At 52.3% G+C, this 15,444-nt stretch carries 11 protein-coding genes; 5 read left to right on the forward strand and 6 right to left on the reverse strand.

Annotation, left to right across the window (positions count from 1 at the left end):
- The first annotated feature begins 68 nt into the window (after positions 1–68).
- Together ACMHXE_RS16060 and ACMHXE_RS16065 are read left to right on the forward strand one after the other, a co-directional pair.
- Positions 69–716, forward strand: coding sequence for a hypothetical protein (locus ACMHXE_RS16060; protein WP_226563771.1), 648 nt, complete (start codon positions 69–71; stop codon positions 714–716).
- Between the two features lie 156 nt (positions 717–872).
- Positions 873–1,352: a TetR family transcriptional regulator gene (locus ACMHXE_RS16065; protein ID WP_101052629.1), complete on the forward strand. Its 480-nt coding sequence runs from the start codon at positions 873–875 to the stop codon at positions 1,350–1,352.
- Between the two features lie 162 nt (positions 1,353–1,514).
- Here ACMHXE_RS16065 and ACMHXE_RS16070 read toward each other — a convergent pair whose 3' ends face one another.
- The 6 genes from ACMHXE_RS16070 to ACMHXE_RS16095 form a co-directional block, all read right to left on the reverse strand.
- Positions 1,515–3,734, reverse strand: a complete 2,220-nt coding sequence (locus tag ACMHXE_RS16070; RefSeq protein ID WP_101052627.1) for a PAS domain-containing protein — start codon at positions 3,732–3,734, stop codon at positions 1,515–1,517.
- A 181-nt stretch (positions 3,735–3,915) separates the two neighbouring features.
- A complete protein-coding gene (locus ACMHXE_RS16075) occupies positions 3,916–4,533 on the reverse strand; it encodes a TatD family nuclease-associated radical SAM protein (RefSeq protein WP_165564495.1) in 618 nt (205 codons plus the stop codon).
- A 169-nt stretch (positions 4,534–4,702) separates the two neighbouring features.
- Positions 4,703–7,852 (reverse strand): efflux RND transporter permease subunit, encoded by a 3,150-nt coding sequence (locus tag ACMHXE_RS16080; protein WP_101052621.1) that lies wholly within the window; start codon positions 7,850–7,852, stop codon positions 4,703–4,705.
- Positions 7,852–9,066, reverse strand: a complete 1,215-nt coding sequence (locus ACMHXE_RS16085) for an efflux RND transporter periplasmic adaptor subunit (RefSeq protein WP_101052700.1) — start codon at positions 9,064–9,066, stop codon at positions 7,852–7,854. The genes ACMHXE_RS16080 and ACMHXE_RS16085 overlap by 1 nt, the downstream gene beginning before the upstream one ends.
- A 281-nt stretch (positions 9,067–9,347) precedes the next feature.
- Positions 9,348–10,571 (reverse strand): ATP-dependent RNA helicase SrmB, encoded by a 1,224-nt coding sequence (gene srmB / locus ACMHXE_RS16090; protein WP_101052619.1) that lies wholly within the window; start codon positions 10,569–10,571, stop codon positions 9,348–9,350.
- A gap of 108 nt (positions 10,572–10,679) precedes the next feature.
- Positions 10,680–11,411 (reverse strand): tRNA1(Val) (adenine(37)-N6)-methyltransferase, encoded by a 732-nt coding sequence (locus tag ACMHXE_RS16095; protein ID WP_101052698.1) that lies wholly within the window; start codon positions 11,409–11,411, stop codon positions 10,680–10,682.
- Positions 11,412–11,986: 575 nt separating this feature from the next.
- On the opposite strand from ACMHXE_RS16095, the gene brnQ reads away from it, so the two are divergent.
- The 3 genes from brnQ to dsbC all read left to right on the forward strand — a co-directional run bounded on the left by brnQ (position 11,987) and on the right by dsbC (position 15,401).
- Positions 11,987–13,396: a branched-chain amino acid transport system II carrier protein gene (gene brnQ, locus ACMHXE_RS16100; RefSeq protein ID WP_101052617.1), complete on the forward strand. Its 1,410-nt coding sequence runs from the start codon at positions 11,987–11,989 to the stop codon at positions 13,394–13,396.
- Between the two features lie 132 nt (positions 13,397–13,528).
- Entirely contained in the window at positions 13,529–14,473 is a 945-nt protein-coding gene (xerD, locus tag ACMHXE_RS16105) for a site-specific tyrosine recombinase XerD (protein WP_413732782.1), read from the forward strand.
- Positions 14,474–14,672: 199 nt separating this feature from the next.
- Positions 14,673–15,401: a bifunctional protein-disulfide isomerase/oxidoreductase DsbC gene (gene dsbC / locus ACMHXE_RS16110; RefSeq protein WP_101052612.1), complete on the forward strand. Its 729-nt coding sequence runs from the start codon at positions 14,673–14,675 to the stop codon at positions 15,399–15,401.
- Positions 15,402–15,444: the final 43 nt, after the last annotated feature.

Genomic DNA, 15,444 nt, shown 5'->3' on the forward strand with positions numbered 1-15,444 from the left:
ATAGGGTCAAGCAACAATTGCCTCTGTCTCAACAAGCTTTCTTCGATGCTTTGGGGAGGAGAGGTGCCATGTCTCTGCCTGTCGAAGATGACAGAATTGCCGGCATGGTTCTCTGGGCACCGCAATATATCCCTCAAAGTCAAAGTGCTATCTGGAATGGTCAAAATCATGAACTGCCGTTGCAGCATCAGCCGCAATTAACTCTCTGGCATGAGTTGGGGCATTTGGAAGTAAAGCGCCTGCAAGGAAATGTTCTGCCTGCCGAGTTGTCTGAACTGGACCATGAGTGGCTGGCTGATACTTATCTCGCTTGGCGTTGTGCTAAAGAATGGAACAGTCTGGAACTTGTTTGGCAACAATACCATCGTCGCAACCTGGCCGTCATTTCTGATATCGGCAATTTGTCACACTGGAGCCCCCTTTACCTGATACAAGTGTTAAGAAGATATGATCAAAAGAAAATCGCAGGATTTGCTGATTTTACAACATTTGTGCTCGATTTTTATCCGGTTATCAGTAGTTATTCTCAGGACGAAGTGGCGGAATTTTCCAGCTTACTGCAACATCTTTTTTCTCGAAATCGTCGGCAAGCCCTTCCAGGCTATATGTTTTGGCGTCGTGAGCAGTTGGGTAGAGTGTTGCAACCCACCTTGGAACAGCTGTTAGGAACCGAAAGCGCCAATTTTTTGTTGTTTAAAGAAGGCATGTTGCAATAATGTGAAAAATAAGCTCTTTTTTTAGTTTTCTTAGCTGAACCTTTGCTGAACAAAAGTGAAAAACACTGTTAACCTCCCTCTTTTCGGCAGTATTCTCTTTAGCCCTTTGATAAGCTCGTTTGCAATAAAAACAACAGGGATAAGAGGCAAACAAGAATGGCCAAGCGTTCAAAGGCTCAGACTGAGCTGACTATCAATCAGATTATGGACGAAGCTCTCAAACAGATCTTAACTATTGGCTTTGAGGCTATGTCTTATACAACACTTTCTGAAGCAACGGGGATTAGCCGCACGGGAATTAGTCATCATTTTCCGCGCAAAATTGATTTTTTAACAAGATTAGATGTGCGTATTGGCCGATTGTTTCTGGCCGCTCTGGATTTTTCCAGTGTTGAAGCGCTCGAACATTCCTGGATGCAGGCGCTGCAACAAGCAGAGCATAGGGCGGTATTGAGGCTTTTCTTTAGTCTTTGTGGATACAATAATCCAGAGATCACTCTGTTTCGTGCCGTAGCTATGGCCAGAGAAAACGCTCAGATAGAGCTGGGGGATAAGGGTGACCAGATGATCAACGATCTCCTGGGGCGCAGTGCTGTTATGTTATTGTCCGACCCGGGTATCTCTTACGCTGCTTAAAATCCCGATTAAGCGACTCCCATTCAAGCGATTCATAGAGATAATTGAGACAGCAGGCTTAGGCCTGCTGTTTTACTTGGACGCTCTGTATATTAAGGCCAGCTGTCGCTGCGAAAAGCAGCGCCGTACACAGCAACTCTTTATTATCAAAGGCAACTTATATCAGAGCTGGCGGGTATAGGCCTGGCAGATATTCTGCTCACCTGTCTGCTTGGCTCGTTTCAGTGCCACTTCTGCATTGCCGAGGAATTGCTCCAGACTCTGGCCCGGTAGATAGGCGGCTATACCTATGCTGATCCCTTCGGCCAAGCCATTTTCACTTAGGCTGGCCAGAGCCTTGACCGCATAGTGGTGCGCCTGGTTGGCATCGGTTTCCGGCAATATGATAATGAGTTTTCCCAACTGCCAGTGGGACATTTGATAGCTGTTGGGCAGATCCCTGAGTAGTTGCATCTCCACCTCGTGTTGGCGGTTTTCCAACTGGCCTATATCACTCATATGGCTGAGCATGCCCTCGGGGCTTATGTCCATCAGAAGCAGACTGGCCTGTAGTTTTTCATCTTCGGACATGGACTTGAAGTAGCGATCCAGATCTCTGAGATTCACCAGGATGGTACTGCGGTGCGGCACCAGATCGCCACTGGCTTCAACTTTATTTCTCGGGGTTGCCTGTTCCAGGGTGCATATCAGATACTCAATCTCGCCGTCTTGATCCAGATAGCCCTTGAGCGTGGCCTGCAGGCAACTGCCATGACGCTGGGTACAAAGGATCTGCCCCTGCCACTGGCCTTGCATACTCACCAATTGGCTTATTCTTTGCCATTGGTTGCCAAGATCGTTTTCCAGTAGAGCCGCCAGACTATGGCTGATATCGCCATTGAGCTGCATCAGCTTATCGAAGGCGTCGTTAACTTTGAGCAACTGCCCCGACGGCGTGGTCAAGGCGGTAGCAACATTGCTGCCGGTCAACAGCTTGCTGAGGAAGGCTTCCTGTTGGGCTTGTTTGAGTTCGCCGATATCCTCAAAGGTAATCAGTAGATAAGTCTGTCGGCTGGCATAGTAACGGCGGATATGCAGTCTGAGTTGGGCGTTGTCCAGAGACTCTAGTTGCACCTCGCCACGCCACTCTCCGATATCTGCAAGTTGCTGTTTTATTGATGCGTAGAGCTCATCCTCCAACTGCAGGATCCGCTGCAAACTGCGATCCGGCAGCTCATCTTGTTCGAGTTGCAGAATACGGGCAGCAGTGGCGTTGGCGCTGACGATACGGCCACTAGGGTTGACCAGTACACAACCCAGGTTGGAGCGGAACAGGCCACGGGCCAACTCGATGCTGTTTTGTCTGGCACGCTGTTCGAGGCGGAACATATGGGTCAGCAGAATAACCGCGGTCGCCAGAATGGTCAGTATGGCGGCACAAGCCAACAACATATTGCGCCATTGGAAAAAGCGCGAAGCGATATCGTGATTGCGGATATAGGAAAGCAGCAGATATTCACGCTTGGCATCATTGGGCGAGGCCAACTGCAATTTGAGGTAGACGAAGGTGGCGTCTTCACCGTGGAATTGGCCAAAGTTGCTTGCGGCCATCTTGCTCCATAGTGCCGGGTAGCTCTGTCTTATGCTGCTGCCCATGGTTTCCGGTAACCTTGCCAAGGGCTCCAGATCCGATGCTCCGGCATAGAGCAGGCCTTGATTGTCAAACAGCAATAGCGGCGAGGCATTGCTGGAGAAAGCCGGTTTTATCGCCTGCAGCATTTGCAACATGGAGTTGTAGGTGACCAGATAACCGCGCACAGTCTGATCTTGAGTTTCCAGTCGGGCGACTTGATATATGTAAGGTTCGAGACGCCCGCTAATCGGGGCAAACTCCAATGCCGAGGTATAAATATCCTGGCTTCCGAGGTTATGCTTGTTACCCAAGAGTGCCGGCGGCATAGACATGCCGCCGAAGGTATTACTGGTAGCGATACGAAACTTGCCATCGGCATCAAACAGGGCCAGATCCAGTAGCTCTGGGGTGCTACGCTTCAGGCTGTCCCAGCTCGTCAATAGACGCTGATATTCCTTGTGTCCCGGATTATCCAGGTACTGGCGTAGATACTCGGACTTGGCAAACATCTGGGTGCGAAACTGTTGGAAGGAGATTTTATCGGCCAGCAGGGCGCCGACGGTTTGCAGCTCGCTGTATCTTTGTACCGCCCATTCCTCCTGCAGACGTCGTTCGCCTAAGGTGATTAACACATTGGTAATAAGTATCACAGTGATCACCAGCATGCTCAGCTGACTGGCAACGGCCAGCAAGCGCTGCTGGGACCAGTGAATACCCTGAGCCGAGATAAGCAAAGGCGTGTCTTTGAGTCCGGTATTCTTTTTGAACATGGAACTGTGCTGGCTCCAGAGTGAAAAATTGCGCTCATGTTAACACGAAATAACCCGGCGGGCATCGACGGTGACTGAGTGCTCACCGAGCGGTTAACAATGGGGCCAAGCAAGGCGCAAATCAGTTATGTGACGGTTTTGACCGGGGTTATGGCATCATCGGCTGGATTCAGCGGTTAAATTATCCCAGCTGCCCGAGGATCCTGTGCTTGAATTGACAACCGGCGTCTTCCACTAGTTTGCGACAGGCGTCGATATCCACCCCTTCCAGGCCATCGAGTGCCGATACCTGCACCTGCTTGATGTAACGGGGCGCTTCGCGGATAAAGGCGTTGACCGCATCCCAGGACCCCGCCAGCCGTGGGCGACAGTGTTTAATATAGCCTGTCTCTGTGTCGGCATTGAGTGAGATCGACAGGGCATCGACGCACTCGGCCAGCTCAGGCAATATGTTGCGCCTGTGAAACAGGTTACCGAGGCCATCGGTATTGACTCTAACCTTACCACCGCGGTGTTTTATTTCGCGGGCCACTTCCAGCAAGGTGTCGAGATTGAGTGTCGGTTCACCGTAGCCGCAGAACACATATTCATCGAAACGGGTTACCTCGCCGAGTAGCGGAATGATATCGCTGCCGCGGGGGCGGACCTTGAGATCCAGCTGATACTCATGAATACTCTTGCTGCCGTTGTGCTTGGGGCAGAAGCGACATCTCAAGGTGCAGCGGCCGGTAATATTCAGATAGCGGCTGTTGCGTATGTCATAGACGAGTGTGGGTTGGCTTTGGGCTGTGCTGCTCATAACGACTCAATAGGGCATGCAGGATATATCTTTGAGTCTAACCAAGAATCCTTGTTGAAAATGCTAGCAGGATCAGAAAACCCCTACTTGGGGCCTGTATTGGTCGGCTTGATATGAATTTGTTGCCTGATAAGGGAAGGGAGCCTTTGGGCTCCCTTAAATAACTTACTCAGTGTTGCGATTCATTTAACTGGGCCTCAGCCTCTTTAGGACGCCACCACCAGTGGTACAGGGCCCGGCTCTTGTGGGTCAGATCATCGAGAATGATATAGAGCATGGGTACCAGGATTAGGGTCACCAAGGTGGAGAACAGAATACCGAACGCCAGAGAGGTGGCCATGGGGATCACTATCTGTGCCTGCAGGCTGCGCTCCATTATGATGGGCACCAGGCCGACGAAAGTGGTCAGCGAGGTGAGGATAATCGCCCGGAAACGATAACACCCCGAATCTATGGCCGCCTTGACCACTGACTGACCCTGCTCACGGGCGCGGTTGACGAAGTCTACCAAAATCAATGAATCATTCACTACCACCCCTGCCAGAGCAACTATGCCGCAGAGACTGAGAATGCTCATGGACAGCCCCAGAATAAAGTGGCCAAAAAGTGCGCCTATCATACCGAAGGGGATCACCGACATGATGATCAGCGGCTGGCTGTAGGACTTGAGCGGAATGGCCATCAAGGCATAGATGGTAAATATCGCGAAGAAGAAGCCTTGCAGCAAGCCGACCATAGCCGCCTGTTCATCCTGGCTGGCACCGTCGAGGCTGGCGGAAATATGGGAATATTTACGCTCGAGCTCAGGCATAAACTTCTCCTGGATCTCCTGCACCACCTTGGAGGGCTCCACTTTATCCTTGTTGGCGTTGGCGGTTACGGTAATCGCCCTGCGACCATCCACCCGGGTTATGGAAGAGTAAGATTCCCCCAGTTCGAGTTCGGCCACGGTAGAGAAGGGCACCGCCATGCCATTTGGCGTGCGGATCATCATGTTCTCCAGATGGCCTATGGTGCGGCGCTGTTCCAGCGGATAACGCACCATCACCTTGACCTCTTCCTTGTTGCGTAAAATTCGTTGCGCCTCATAACCATAGAAGCCATAACGCACCTGGCGTGCCAGATCCGATAACGTCAGCCCAAGCGCCTCGGCCTCGGGACGAATTTTGAGGCGAATTTCATGGCTGCCGGAGGAGAAATTATCGGCAATATCATAAACGCCTTCATAACTGGCAAGCTTCTGCTTCAGTTCTTTGGCGGCTGCTGACAATTGTTCCAGATCGGTGGAGGTAAAGCGAAAAGAGATATCGCCGCCGGCATCATTGGTGCTGGCATTGATATTGAGTTTCTTCACCGCCACCAAGTCCGGCAGCTGTTTGCGCCAGGCCTCGGCTATGGTCACGCCGTCCACTTCCCTGTCTTCACCCTTGGTCAGCTCGGCAAAGATAAATGCCGAGGTGCGGCTGCTCATATTGATAAAGCTGTGCTTCACCACAGGGTAGCCGATTTCGGATTCCATCTGCTGGTTCATGGTATAGAGGGCATTTTCAATTTTCTGCACCACATCCAGGGTGTTGAGCTCTGAACTGCCTTCATCCATTTCCAGATTGACCTGGATAAAGTCGGATGGAATATCCGGGAAGAACACCCAGCGCACCTTGCCACTGGTGACCATGGCGACCGACAGAATAAGCACACCGATAAAGCCCGCCACCAGGGTATATCTGTGGGGGATCATCCGCTCCATAAAGTTGCGGTAACTGTGGTGGATAAAATGCTGCACTTTTTCGTTGAAGGCGCGCTTGAAGCGGCCAAATGGTCCAGGGTTGGGATTGGGTTTGCTGGGCTTCATGTGCGCCAGGTGCGCCGGCAGAATGAACTTGGACTCTACCAGTGAAAAGGCCAGGCAGAGGATCACTATCATGCCGATGGATTTCCAGATGATCCCCATGGGACCGGGCACCATCAACATGGGGATAAAAGCGGCGATAGTGGTCAACACTCCGAAAGTGGCGGGCATGGCGACCTTCTTGGCGCCGCGGATCACATTGGTGATCGAGTGGCCGTGACGCTCGACCTCGGTATGGGCACTCTCGCCTATGACTATCGCATCATCCACCACTATCCCCAGCACCAAAATAAAGGCGAACAGGGTCAACATGTTGATAGACAAGCCAAAAGGTTCCATCGGCATCAGCGCCATGGCGCCGAGGAAGCACACAGGCAGCCCCAGCATAACCCAGAAGGCCAGTTTCAGATCCAGGAACAGTGCCAGGATAATGAACACCAACAAGGCACCCATAAACATGTTGGACAGCATCATGTTGAGGCGGCCCTTGAGATAGTGGGTTAGGTCACCCCAGTAGTCCAGTTTGGCACCACTGGGCAGAGTGGCCTGACGCTCGGCAATAAAACCTTTGACCTGATCGGCAATCGTCAAGGCGTTTTGATCGTCTATGCTGGTGATCTCTATGATGGCCGCTGGCATGCCGTCGAAGCGGGTGTACTCGAGCCGCTCCTCAAAGTCATCCTTGATCTCGGCCACCATGGGCAGCATTACCCGGCTACCATCGGCGCGGGTACTGACCACTATGTTGGCAAAGTCATCTCCCGTGTAGGCCTGGCCCTTGGTACGCAAAAGTATGTCACCGTCCTGAGCCCGAATTGAGCCACCGGGCAGATCTATCGAAGTGTTCTGCACTGCCTGCGCCACCTGAGTGAAGGTGAGGCCGTACTCTCTGAGCTTATCTTCCGAGACTTCGATACCGATTTCATAGTCGCGTACCCCGGTCACTTCGGCGCGGGTCACCGCTGGCAGGTTGGTGATCTCATCACGGATCTCCTTGGCCAGCTCTTTCATATCGTGCAGTGTCATGTCGCCATAGACAGACACCCAAATGACGTTGTTTTCTGGCTTGATCCTGAAAATATCCGGTTTTTCGATATTGGCCGGGAAGGTGGCGATGGCATCGACTCTGAGTTTGGCCTCATCCAGTACTTCTTTGGCATCATAGCCGTCTTCCACCTCTATGGTGACCGAGCCTACGCCTTCACTGGCAACCGAGGTGACTTTCTTGATGCCGCTGATGTCCTGAATCGCCTCTTCAATCTTGATGGTGATCCCTTCTTCAATCTCCTGCGGCGCCGCGCCGGGGTAGGCGACCGAGATCCGCAAATAGTTGAGTTCGAAGCTGGGAAACACCTCTTTATTGATCAGAAAGGCACTGAATATCCCGCCAATCAGCAAAACCCACATCAAGAGGTTGGCGGCGACATTGTTGCGGGTAAACCAGGCAATGATCCCTTTTTCTTGCTCCATCAGAGTTCACCCGCCGCAGCCAGGTGCTGCTCCTGAGTGTCACTATCTTCACTGTGGGAAGCGTCTTTGTCCTTGTCATTGGCGACACGAACCAATTGACCATTGGTCATATTGTTAAGGTTGGTCTTGGAAACCCGTTCGCCGTCTTTGAGGCTGTCCTTGATGTAGACATACTCAAGATCGGTACGCACCACGTTGACCTGACGCATCTCTATCTTGTTGTCCTTGTCTATTACGGCTACATGTTGATTACGCACCATATACCTTGGCAGTTTCACCAGACCATCCACTGTGCGGCCCTTGATCACGGCGTTGACAAAACTGCCGAATTTCAGTGGCAACTGGCCGCTCTGTTTCTGCTTTCGCAGATAAGGGTCCTGCACTTCGGCCACAAGATAGACCATGCGATTGTCCGGATCTATCACCCCTTCACTGCGTACTACCTTACCGGTCCAGGTCACGGTTTTTCCCGCTAAGGCGGCGCTCAGGGTCACCTGAGTATCAGGGTTATCTACTGATTCCAGATAGGCCAGATCTTTGTTGGTCAGTGGCAGGCGTACTTCGGCCACAGCCGTGTCGTAAAGTTCTCCCAGGTTACTGCCTATGGAAACGTACTGCCCCAAATCGACACTGCGGGCACGCACTATGGCATCGAAAGGGGCTCGGATAACGGTGCGTTCCAAGTTGCGTTTGGCTCTGGCAAGTGCCGCTTCGGCATACTTGACGTTGGCTTGCTCTTTCTTCAACTGAGGAACCCGCAAGCCAAGCTCGGGTGGCATGCCGTTGTCATAACCGCTGAATTCTATCTTGGCGACTTCGCCGCGGGCAATTTCTTCATCCAGTGCTGCCTTGGCCTGGGCCAGAGTCGCCTGGGCTTGCATCAGGTCAGCCTCATAATCAGAGGGTTCTATCGTTGCCAGTTCATCGCCCTGGTGCACCACACCACCGGCCACAAAGGCTGGGGCTATGCTGAGGATACGGCCCTGAACTTCGCTGACCAGCTGGGTCTTATTCTTGGGGGTCACAGTGCCGTAGGAGGGCAGGTTGAGTGACATTGTCTGCTGTTCGACCTGAGTCACATCGACCACAGGCAGCGGGATCTCTTCCGCTTTTTGTTCCGGCTCCTGCTTGGTCATCATCAGGAGTTCGGCGCCAATTATGGCGACCGCTATGATGAGCAGTGGTGCTATTCTTCGGAAAAATGTCTTCATAATCTTCTGCATATCCATGCTTGCGGCTTGATCTGAGCCTAAATTACCAGACAAGCAACGGCCAATAAATGTGTTTTTGTAAATAAAATGTGTCAAAAGCTGTTAGTGGCGAGAAGGCTGTGAGGCAGGTAACAAAAAAGGACCCTAGGGTCCTTTTTGGCGATAGCTTAAGCCGAAGCTTATGGTGTTCTTGCAAAAGACTTAGTCCATTTGCCGCGAACCATGCCTTGTACTCAGGTCTGTAAGTCTAAGCAGAGAACCCATGGGGCTTGTTCGCCCCTAGCTTATTTCTTCTTCTTTTTCTTGCCGTTCTTGGTGCTGGTATCCTTGGTTTTGACCTTTTTCTTGGTCGGCACCTTGGCTTCTTTGTGCTTGGGACGCAGCTCTTCGATGATCCGCCGTTTCAGCTTCTGCTCAATATAGCGCTCAATCTTGTTGAGGATCCGCATATCATGGGCTTCCACCAGAGAGATGGCTGTACCCTTGGCGCCGGCGCGGCCGGTACGGCCAATCCTGTGCACATAGGCGTCGGCAGAGCGGGGCATATCATAGTTGATCACATGGGTAATGCCTTCGATATCTATGCCGCGGGCAGCGACGTCAGTAGCCAGCAGTACCTTGACTTCCCCCTTGGTGAAACGCCCCAGCGCCTGGAAACGCTTTTTCTGCTCCATATCGCCGCGCATAAAGGCGGCGGGGATCCCGGCTTGCAGCAACAAACCTTCCAGGCTGCTGACCACTTCGCGGGTCTTGCAAAAGACGATGGCGCGCTTGGTTTCTTCCTGATTGAGCAGGTGGCACAAGAGAGCAAACTTGTGCTCTTTGTTGTCGGCCAGGTGGATCCATTGATGGATTTTGGCCTTTTCGCTGCGTGGCGGTTCGGCTTCCACCAATACAGGATCATTGAGCAGCTCGCCGGCAAAACGGCGCACGCCGCTGCCTTCCAGTGTGGCGGAGAACAGCATATTCTGCTTACGCCCCTGCGCTTCTATGGCTAGGGTCTGCACCACCTGAGAGAAGCCCATATCCAGCATGCGGTCGGCTTCATCTATGATAAGCAGTTCCACTTCGGTGGCTTCAAACTTACGCTTCTCCAAGTATTCGAGCAGACGGCCCGGAGTCGCTACCAGAATATCCAGATTACCGGCCAGGGCTTCTTCCTGCGGGGCGTATGGAACGCCGCCTGTGATGATGCCAATCTCCAGCCCAAGTCCGGTTGCCAGATGGCAGGCGTATCTGTGTACCTGACTGGCCAGCTCGCGGGTCGGAGTCAGCACCAGTACTCTGGCCTGGCCAGGACGACGGCGAGGGAAGTCAATCAGGTGTTGCAGTGCCGGCAGCAGGAAACTGGCGGTCTTACCTGTGCCGGTTGGGGCGTGGGCAAGAATATCCCGCTGCTCCAGCGCCAAAGGCAGAGCCAATTGTTGAATACTGGTCGGTGTCTTGTGGCCCATGGCTTTTAGCGAATCCAAAAGCCTATGGTCCAGATCAAAATCTTCAAATAGCATGGGAAGCATCTCAAACAATAATGCGCGGGAGTATACCTTGTCTGGGTTGCCGTGCACAGCTTGTGGTCTGGGAACTTGCGAATAAGTCCCTTTGCTGCAAGCAATGGTTTAGAGTTTCAGGTAAAAATCCCGAGTCAGTTGTACCATGGCCTCTGAATAACGGCCATCGGCTTCTCTGATATAGAGAGCTGAGTGGGCTTCCTGCGCGGCAACTGCTTCCCCTTTCTTGACATGCTCAAGCAGTAACAGCTGTCGGTTACAGGGCTTTTGAGGCGTGCTGCTGACACTGACCCGTGCGGCCAGTCGCAAACCTTGCTCAATTGCGGCGCGTTTAAATCTGTCCAAGCTCTGGATTGGCAGAATAAGACTCGCCTGTCCCTGTGGTTTTAACAACTGCTTTATCGCCAGACACAGCTCGTCAAAGCTCAGATGCTCCGTATGTCTCGCTGTGGCTCGTTTGGGGTCATCCGAGCGCGGGCCGGTTTCGAAATAGGGCGGGTTACAGAGAATATGGTCGAACAGCGTTGAGTCAGCCAAGGTATGCTCATGGCAATAGGCCTGAATTGAGCCTTGATACAGAGCGAGTCTGCTCGACCAGGGTGAAGCTTTGAAGTTGGTATTGCTGGCATGGGCTGCGCTGCAGTCGAGCTCAACCGCCAGTATTTCGGCCTCACTGCGCTGCGCCGCCATTAGACTCAGCAAGCCGCTGCCAGCCCCTATATCCAGTACTCGTTTGGCCCCGGTTAAGGGCGCCCAGGCGCCCAAGAGCACCCCATCAGTACTGACCGGCATACCGCAGCCGTGATCTTCGATATGAAATGCCTTGAAACTGAATGCCATTAACTGCCCAACCTCTCAAGCAAAATGCTTGGCGCTGATTTTATCCCGAAAGAGTCGTGATTCGCCAAGGCTTTGCCATAGCTTTGTTTCGCTGGAGTTCATACTTTGGCAGGGGATGCTGCTCACTTTAGGTTAGTGATGTCGGGCGCGTGTGAAAGGTCGTACCAGCAGGGAGGTTGGGCCGCCAGTAAATGTTTGCAAAATGCTATGTCTGTTGCCTCGTTTGGGGCAGGGTGTGACCTTGAACAACTTTTTTTCATCCTGAGATTTGCATCTGTTGTGTTTTTGGTCGGCTATCGGGGCGTGTTATTGCGTACTTTGGTTAGGTCTGGTATTAGTGTTTCCCCTTAATTCGCGGCATTCTGCGAATTAGATCAAGGTAAAACAGTTTTAGGATAAGCAAAGCAGCGAAAACCCCTGCCAATTGTTCATAAACTCGCCAAGAATGGGCCGAATTTACCACGGATGCCTGTAATAAAGGCTTTACACTCGAATAGGGCGAGCGCGGCGGCTGTTATTTCAGCTATAGCTAAAAATGTCGCAATCACTTAAGTTTATTAAAAAAACATAACAAGATGGGGCATACAGTGCACAAGACTCAATTGACACTTGGTGACACCCTGGGCCTGGGATTCATGACCTTTGCGTTTTTCCTCGGGGCGGGCAACCTGATTTTTCCTCCTTTTGCCGGACAACTGGCAGGCGATAATATGCCACTGGCCATGATTGGCTTTTTGATTACCGCAGTGGGGTTACCGCTGGCCGGTTTGATTGCTGTGGCCAAGGCGCAGGGCAAGGTGATGAAGCTGTTACCAGCTTTTGCCGCGACTGCTCTGGCGGTGGCAATTTATATCATTATTGGCCCAGCCTTCGCGGCGCCTCGTACTGGCCTGGTGGCCTATGAGATTGGTGCGCTGCCTTTTATTCAAGACCCTGCATCGGTAGTCAATATTTTGGGGCTGGAACTGAATAAGCCACAGCTATTCTATACTCTGGGATTTTTTGTGGTGACCATGCTGCTGGCACTGTTTCCCGGCAAACTGATGGATAGTATAGGTAAGGTGTTGACACCTGTGCTGATTCTGCTGTTGGTGGGTTTGGCTGTCTCGGTGATCTTGCTGCCCGGCAGTGAAGTACCGGCAGCCAGCGGCGACTATATCAAGCACCCGCTGACCAAAGGCATTATCGAAGGCTACAACACCATGGACACTCTGGCGTCTTTGATGTTCGGTATGCTGATTATCGATATTTTGCGTAACAAAGGGGTGTCTGAGCCAGGCTTGCAGACTCGCTATCTGGTACGCGCCGCCTTGGTAGCCGCTGCCGGTCTGGCATTTGTGTATGTGTCGCTGTTCTTTCTCGGGGCAACCGCCGGCGATATGGCCAAGGGCGCCGAAAGTGGTGGCCAGATCCTCACCAACTATGTAACTCATGAGTTCGGTGATATGGGTATTATCCTGCTGTCCACTGTGGTTACTTTGGCCTGTTTGACCACGGCTGTGGGGTTGGTGAGTGCCTGCTCCGACTTTTTCCAAGAGTTGATCCCGGGCGCCACTTATCGTTTTCTGGTGGTGCTGTTCAGCGTCATCTGTGCCGTGGTGGCCAACGTAGGCCTGACTCAACTGCTGGCTATCAGTATTCCTGTGCTGATGACCATCTACCCTGTGGCGATAGCTTTGGTGTTGGTGACCTTCCTGACACCGTATTTCCGCAATCCGAAGTTTGCCCACAGACTGGCACTGTCGGTGGCCCTGTTCTTCGGTATTTTTGATGCCCTAAAGGTGACTGTGGCTTCACTCAAGCCGCTGACTGAAGTTGCCGAACCCAATGGTTTGCTGTTGGCCTTTGTGTCCGGGGTGGAAAGCCTGGCTCCTGTGATGTCTACTTTGCCGCTTTACGAAGAGGGCATGGCTTGGCTACCGCCAACCCTGACAGTGATGATTATCTGTCTGTTTGTTAGCCCCAAAGCGGCGCAAACGGCCTGAGGAAGGTATTTTCTCACAGTTTGCATCTATGCTCTGCATTGGCTTATCGGCCTGATGTAACATAGTTTGCAGCAAATGACTTAAGTCCTTTCCTGAGTGACTGGAGTCCATTTCGAGACGGCGTTATCCTTGATGACGCCGTTTTTTATTGGAGTATTGTTTGTGGCCGCGACTTCTTCATCCGCTTATGTCCAGGATCCCTTGATTGAAGGTTTTCTCGATGACATCTGGTCCAGTAAGGGCCTGAGCGACAACACCCTGGCGGCCTATAGCAATGACCTGCGCCATTTTGATCAGTACCTGCAGGGAAGAGGGCTGACGCTCAGCGCTGCCGGGCGTGAAGTGGTGCAGGATTATCTCGGTTTTCGATTCGATAAAGGGGGAGCCGAGAGTAGCAGCGCCAGGTTAAAGAGTAGCTTGCGACGCTTTTACGGCTTTTTGCTGCGTCGGCAACTGATAACGGAAGATCCCATGGCGCGTATCGCCTCCACCAAGCTCAAGCGCAAACTGCCCGGCAGTCTCAGCGAGGCCGAGGTGGATGCCCTGCTGGCAGAGCCCATACGGGAAGATCCGGTCGAAGCCAGAGATAAGGCGATGCTGGAGCTGTTATACGCCACCGGGCTCAGGGTCAGTGAATTGGTGGGATTGACGCTGGAGCAGATGAGTCTGCGTCAGGGGCTGGTACGGATCACGGGTAAAGGAGGCAAGGAGCGCTTGGTGCCCATGGGCGAGGTGGCCGTCAGCGAAATCGAGTCTTTCCTCAAGCTGGCGCGCGCCGAGCTGCTCGGCGGTAAACAGAGTGATGTGGTGTTTCCCTCCAAACGCGCCCAGATGATGACCCGCCAGACTTTCTGGCACAGGATCAAGCTCTATGCATTGCGAGCCGGTATCAGCACAGAGCTGTCGCCCCATACCCTGAGACACGCCTTTGCCACCCATTTGCTCAACCATGGCGCCGACTTGCGGGTAGTGCAGTTGCTGCTGGGGCACAGCTCCTTGTCCACCACCCAAATCTATACCCATGTGGCCAATGCCAGGTTGCAGTCGCTGCATCAACAGCATCATCCAAGAGGTTGAACAGGTTCCCCCCTATCAGCAAGCTATTCACTCACTTGGCTTTAACGCTAATGCCTGGGAAGGCTTTGATGGGAGCAAGCTCTTGTATAAGATGGTATTAGTTGCTTTAACTGACAACAGCCTGTAACTTTTCAGCCTCTGGCCCGGTCTGATGAAAGACGATAAAACCCAATCAGGCCCAAATAAGATAGGATTTCCAATGAAGTTAACCCGTGCATTTTCCCTGTGTCTGGCGCTGGCGGTTACACCTTTTGTCGGTGTCGCCTCAGCGGCTTCCGAGCCGGATGATCAACTGAAGCAAAAGCTCAGTGACACCTTGGGTATTGAAGTGATCTCTATGGCAGATTCACCCATTCCAGGTTTGTATCAGGCAATCACCAACCGTGGCGTACTCTATATCAGCAAAGATGGTTCCAAGCTGCTGCATGGCAATGTTTATGATATGAATCAAGGGATGAAAAACCTCACCGAGGCGGCGCTTGCTGGCCCAAGGCTCGAGATGCTTAAGCCATTTGAAGATAAGATGCTGGTTTACAAGGCCAAGAACGAAAAACATGTGGTGACTGTCTTTACCGATATCACCTGTGGTTATTGCCGTAAGCTGCATAACCAGATGCAGGAATACAATGATTTGGGGATAACAGTGCGCTATCTGGCTTATCCCCGCCAGGGCGTACCTTCACCCAACGCCCAGGAGATGGAAGCGGTTTGGTGTGCCAAGGATCCTCACAAGGCCATGGATGATGCCAAGGCTGGCAAGAGTATCAAAATGGCTAAGTGCGATGCCAATATTCCTGGGCAGTATCAACTGGGGATGAGTTTCGGCATCAATGGTACTCCGGCGGTTATCCTCGAAGATGGCAGCCTGATCCCGGGTTATCAGCCACCGAAAGAGTTGTTGTATAATCTTGAGCGTGCTCAGCAGTAATCGAAAAATCCCATTCAAAAAGGCGAGCAACCCACTCGCCTTT

Source organism: Shewanella sp. BJSY2023SW007, assembly GCF_047314525.1.
Classification (GTDB): domain Bacteria; phylum Pseudomonadota; class Gammaproteobacteria; order Enterobacterales; family Shewanellaceae; genus Shewanella; species Shewanella chilikensis.

Bases quoted from the DNA above. Each gene is read 5' to 3' on its own strand.
- ACMHXE_RS16060 (WP_226563771.1), top strand. From the start codon at position 69: ATGTCTCTGCCTGTCGAAGATGACAGAATTGCCGGCATGGTTCTCTGG.
- ACMHXE_RS16065 (WP_101052629.1), top strand. From the start codon at position 873: ATGGCCAAGCGTTCAAAGGCTCAGACTGAGCTGACTATCAATCAGATT.
- ACMHXE_RS16070 (WP_101052627.1), bottom strand. From the start codon at position 3,734: ATGTTCAAAAAGAATACCGGACTCAAAGACACGCCTTTGCTTATCTCG.
- ACMHXE_RS16075 (WP_165564495.1), bottom strand. From the start codon at position 4,533: ATGAGCAGCACAGCCCAAAGCCAACCCACACTCGTCTATGACATACGC.
- ACMHXE_RS16080 (WP_101052621.1), bottom strand. From the start codon at position 7,852: ATGGAGCAAGAAAAAGGGATCATTGCCTGGTTTACCCGCAACAATGTC.
- srmB (WP_101052619.1), bottom strand. From the start codon at position 10,571: ATGCTATTTGAAGATTTTGATCTGGACCATAGGCTTTTGGATTCGCTA.
- ACMHXE_RS16095 (WP_101052698.1), bottom strand. From the start codon at position 11,411: ATGGCATTCAGTTTCAAGGCATTTCATATCGAAGATCACGGCTGCGGT.
- brnQ (WP_101052617.1), top strand. From the start codon at position 11,987: ATGGGGCATACAGTGCACAAGACTCAATTGACACTTGGTGACACCCTG.
- xerD (WP_413732782.1), top strand. From the start codon at position 13,529: ATGACGCCGTTTTTTATTGGAGTATTGTTTGTGGCCGCGACTTCTTCA.
- dsbC (WP_101052612.1), top strand. From the start codon at position 14,673: ATGAAGTTAACCCGTGCATTTTCCCTGTGTCTGGCGCTGGCGGTTACA.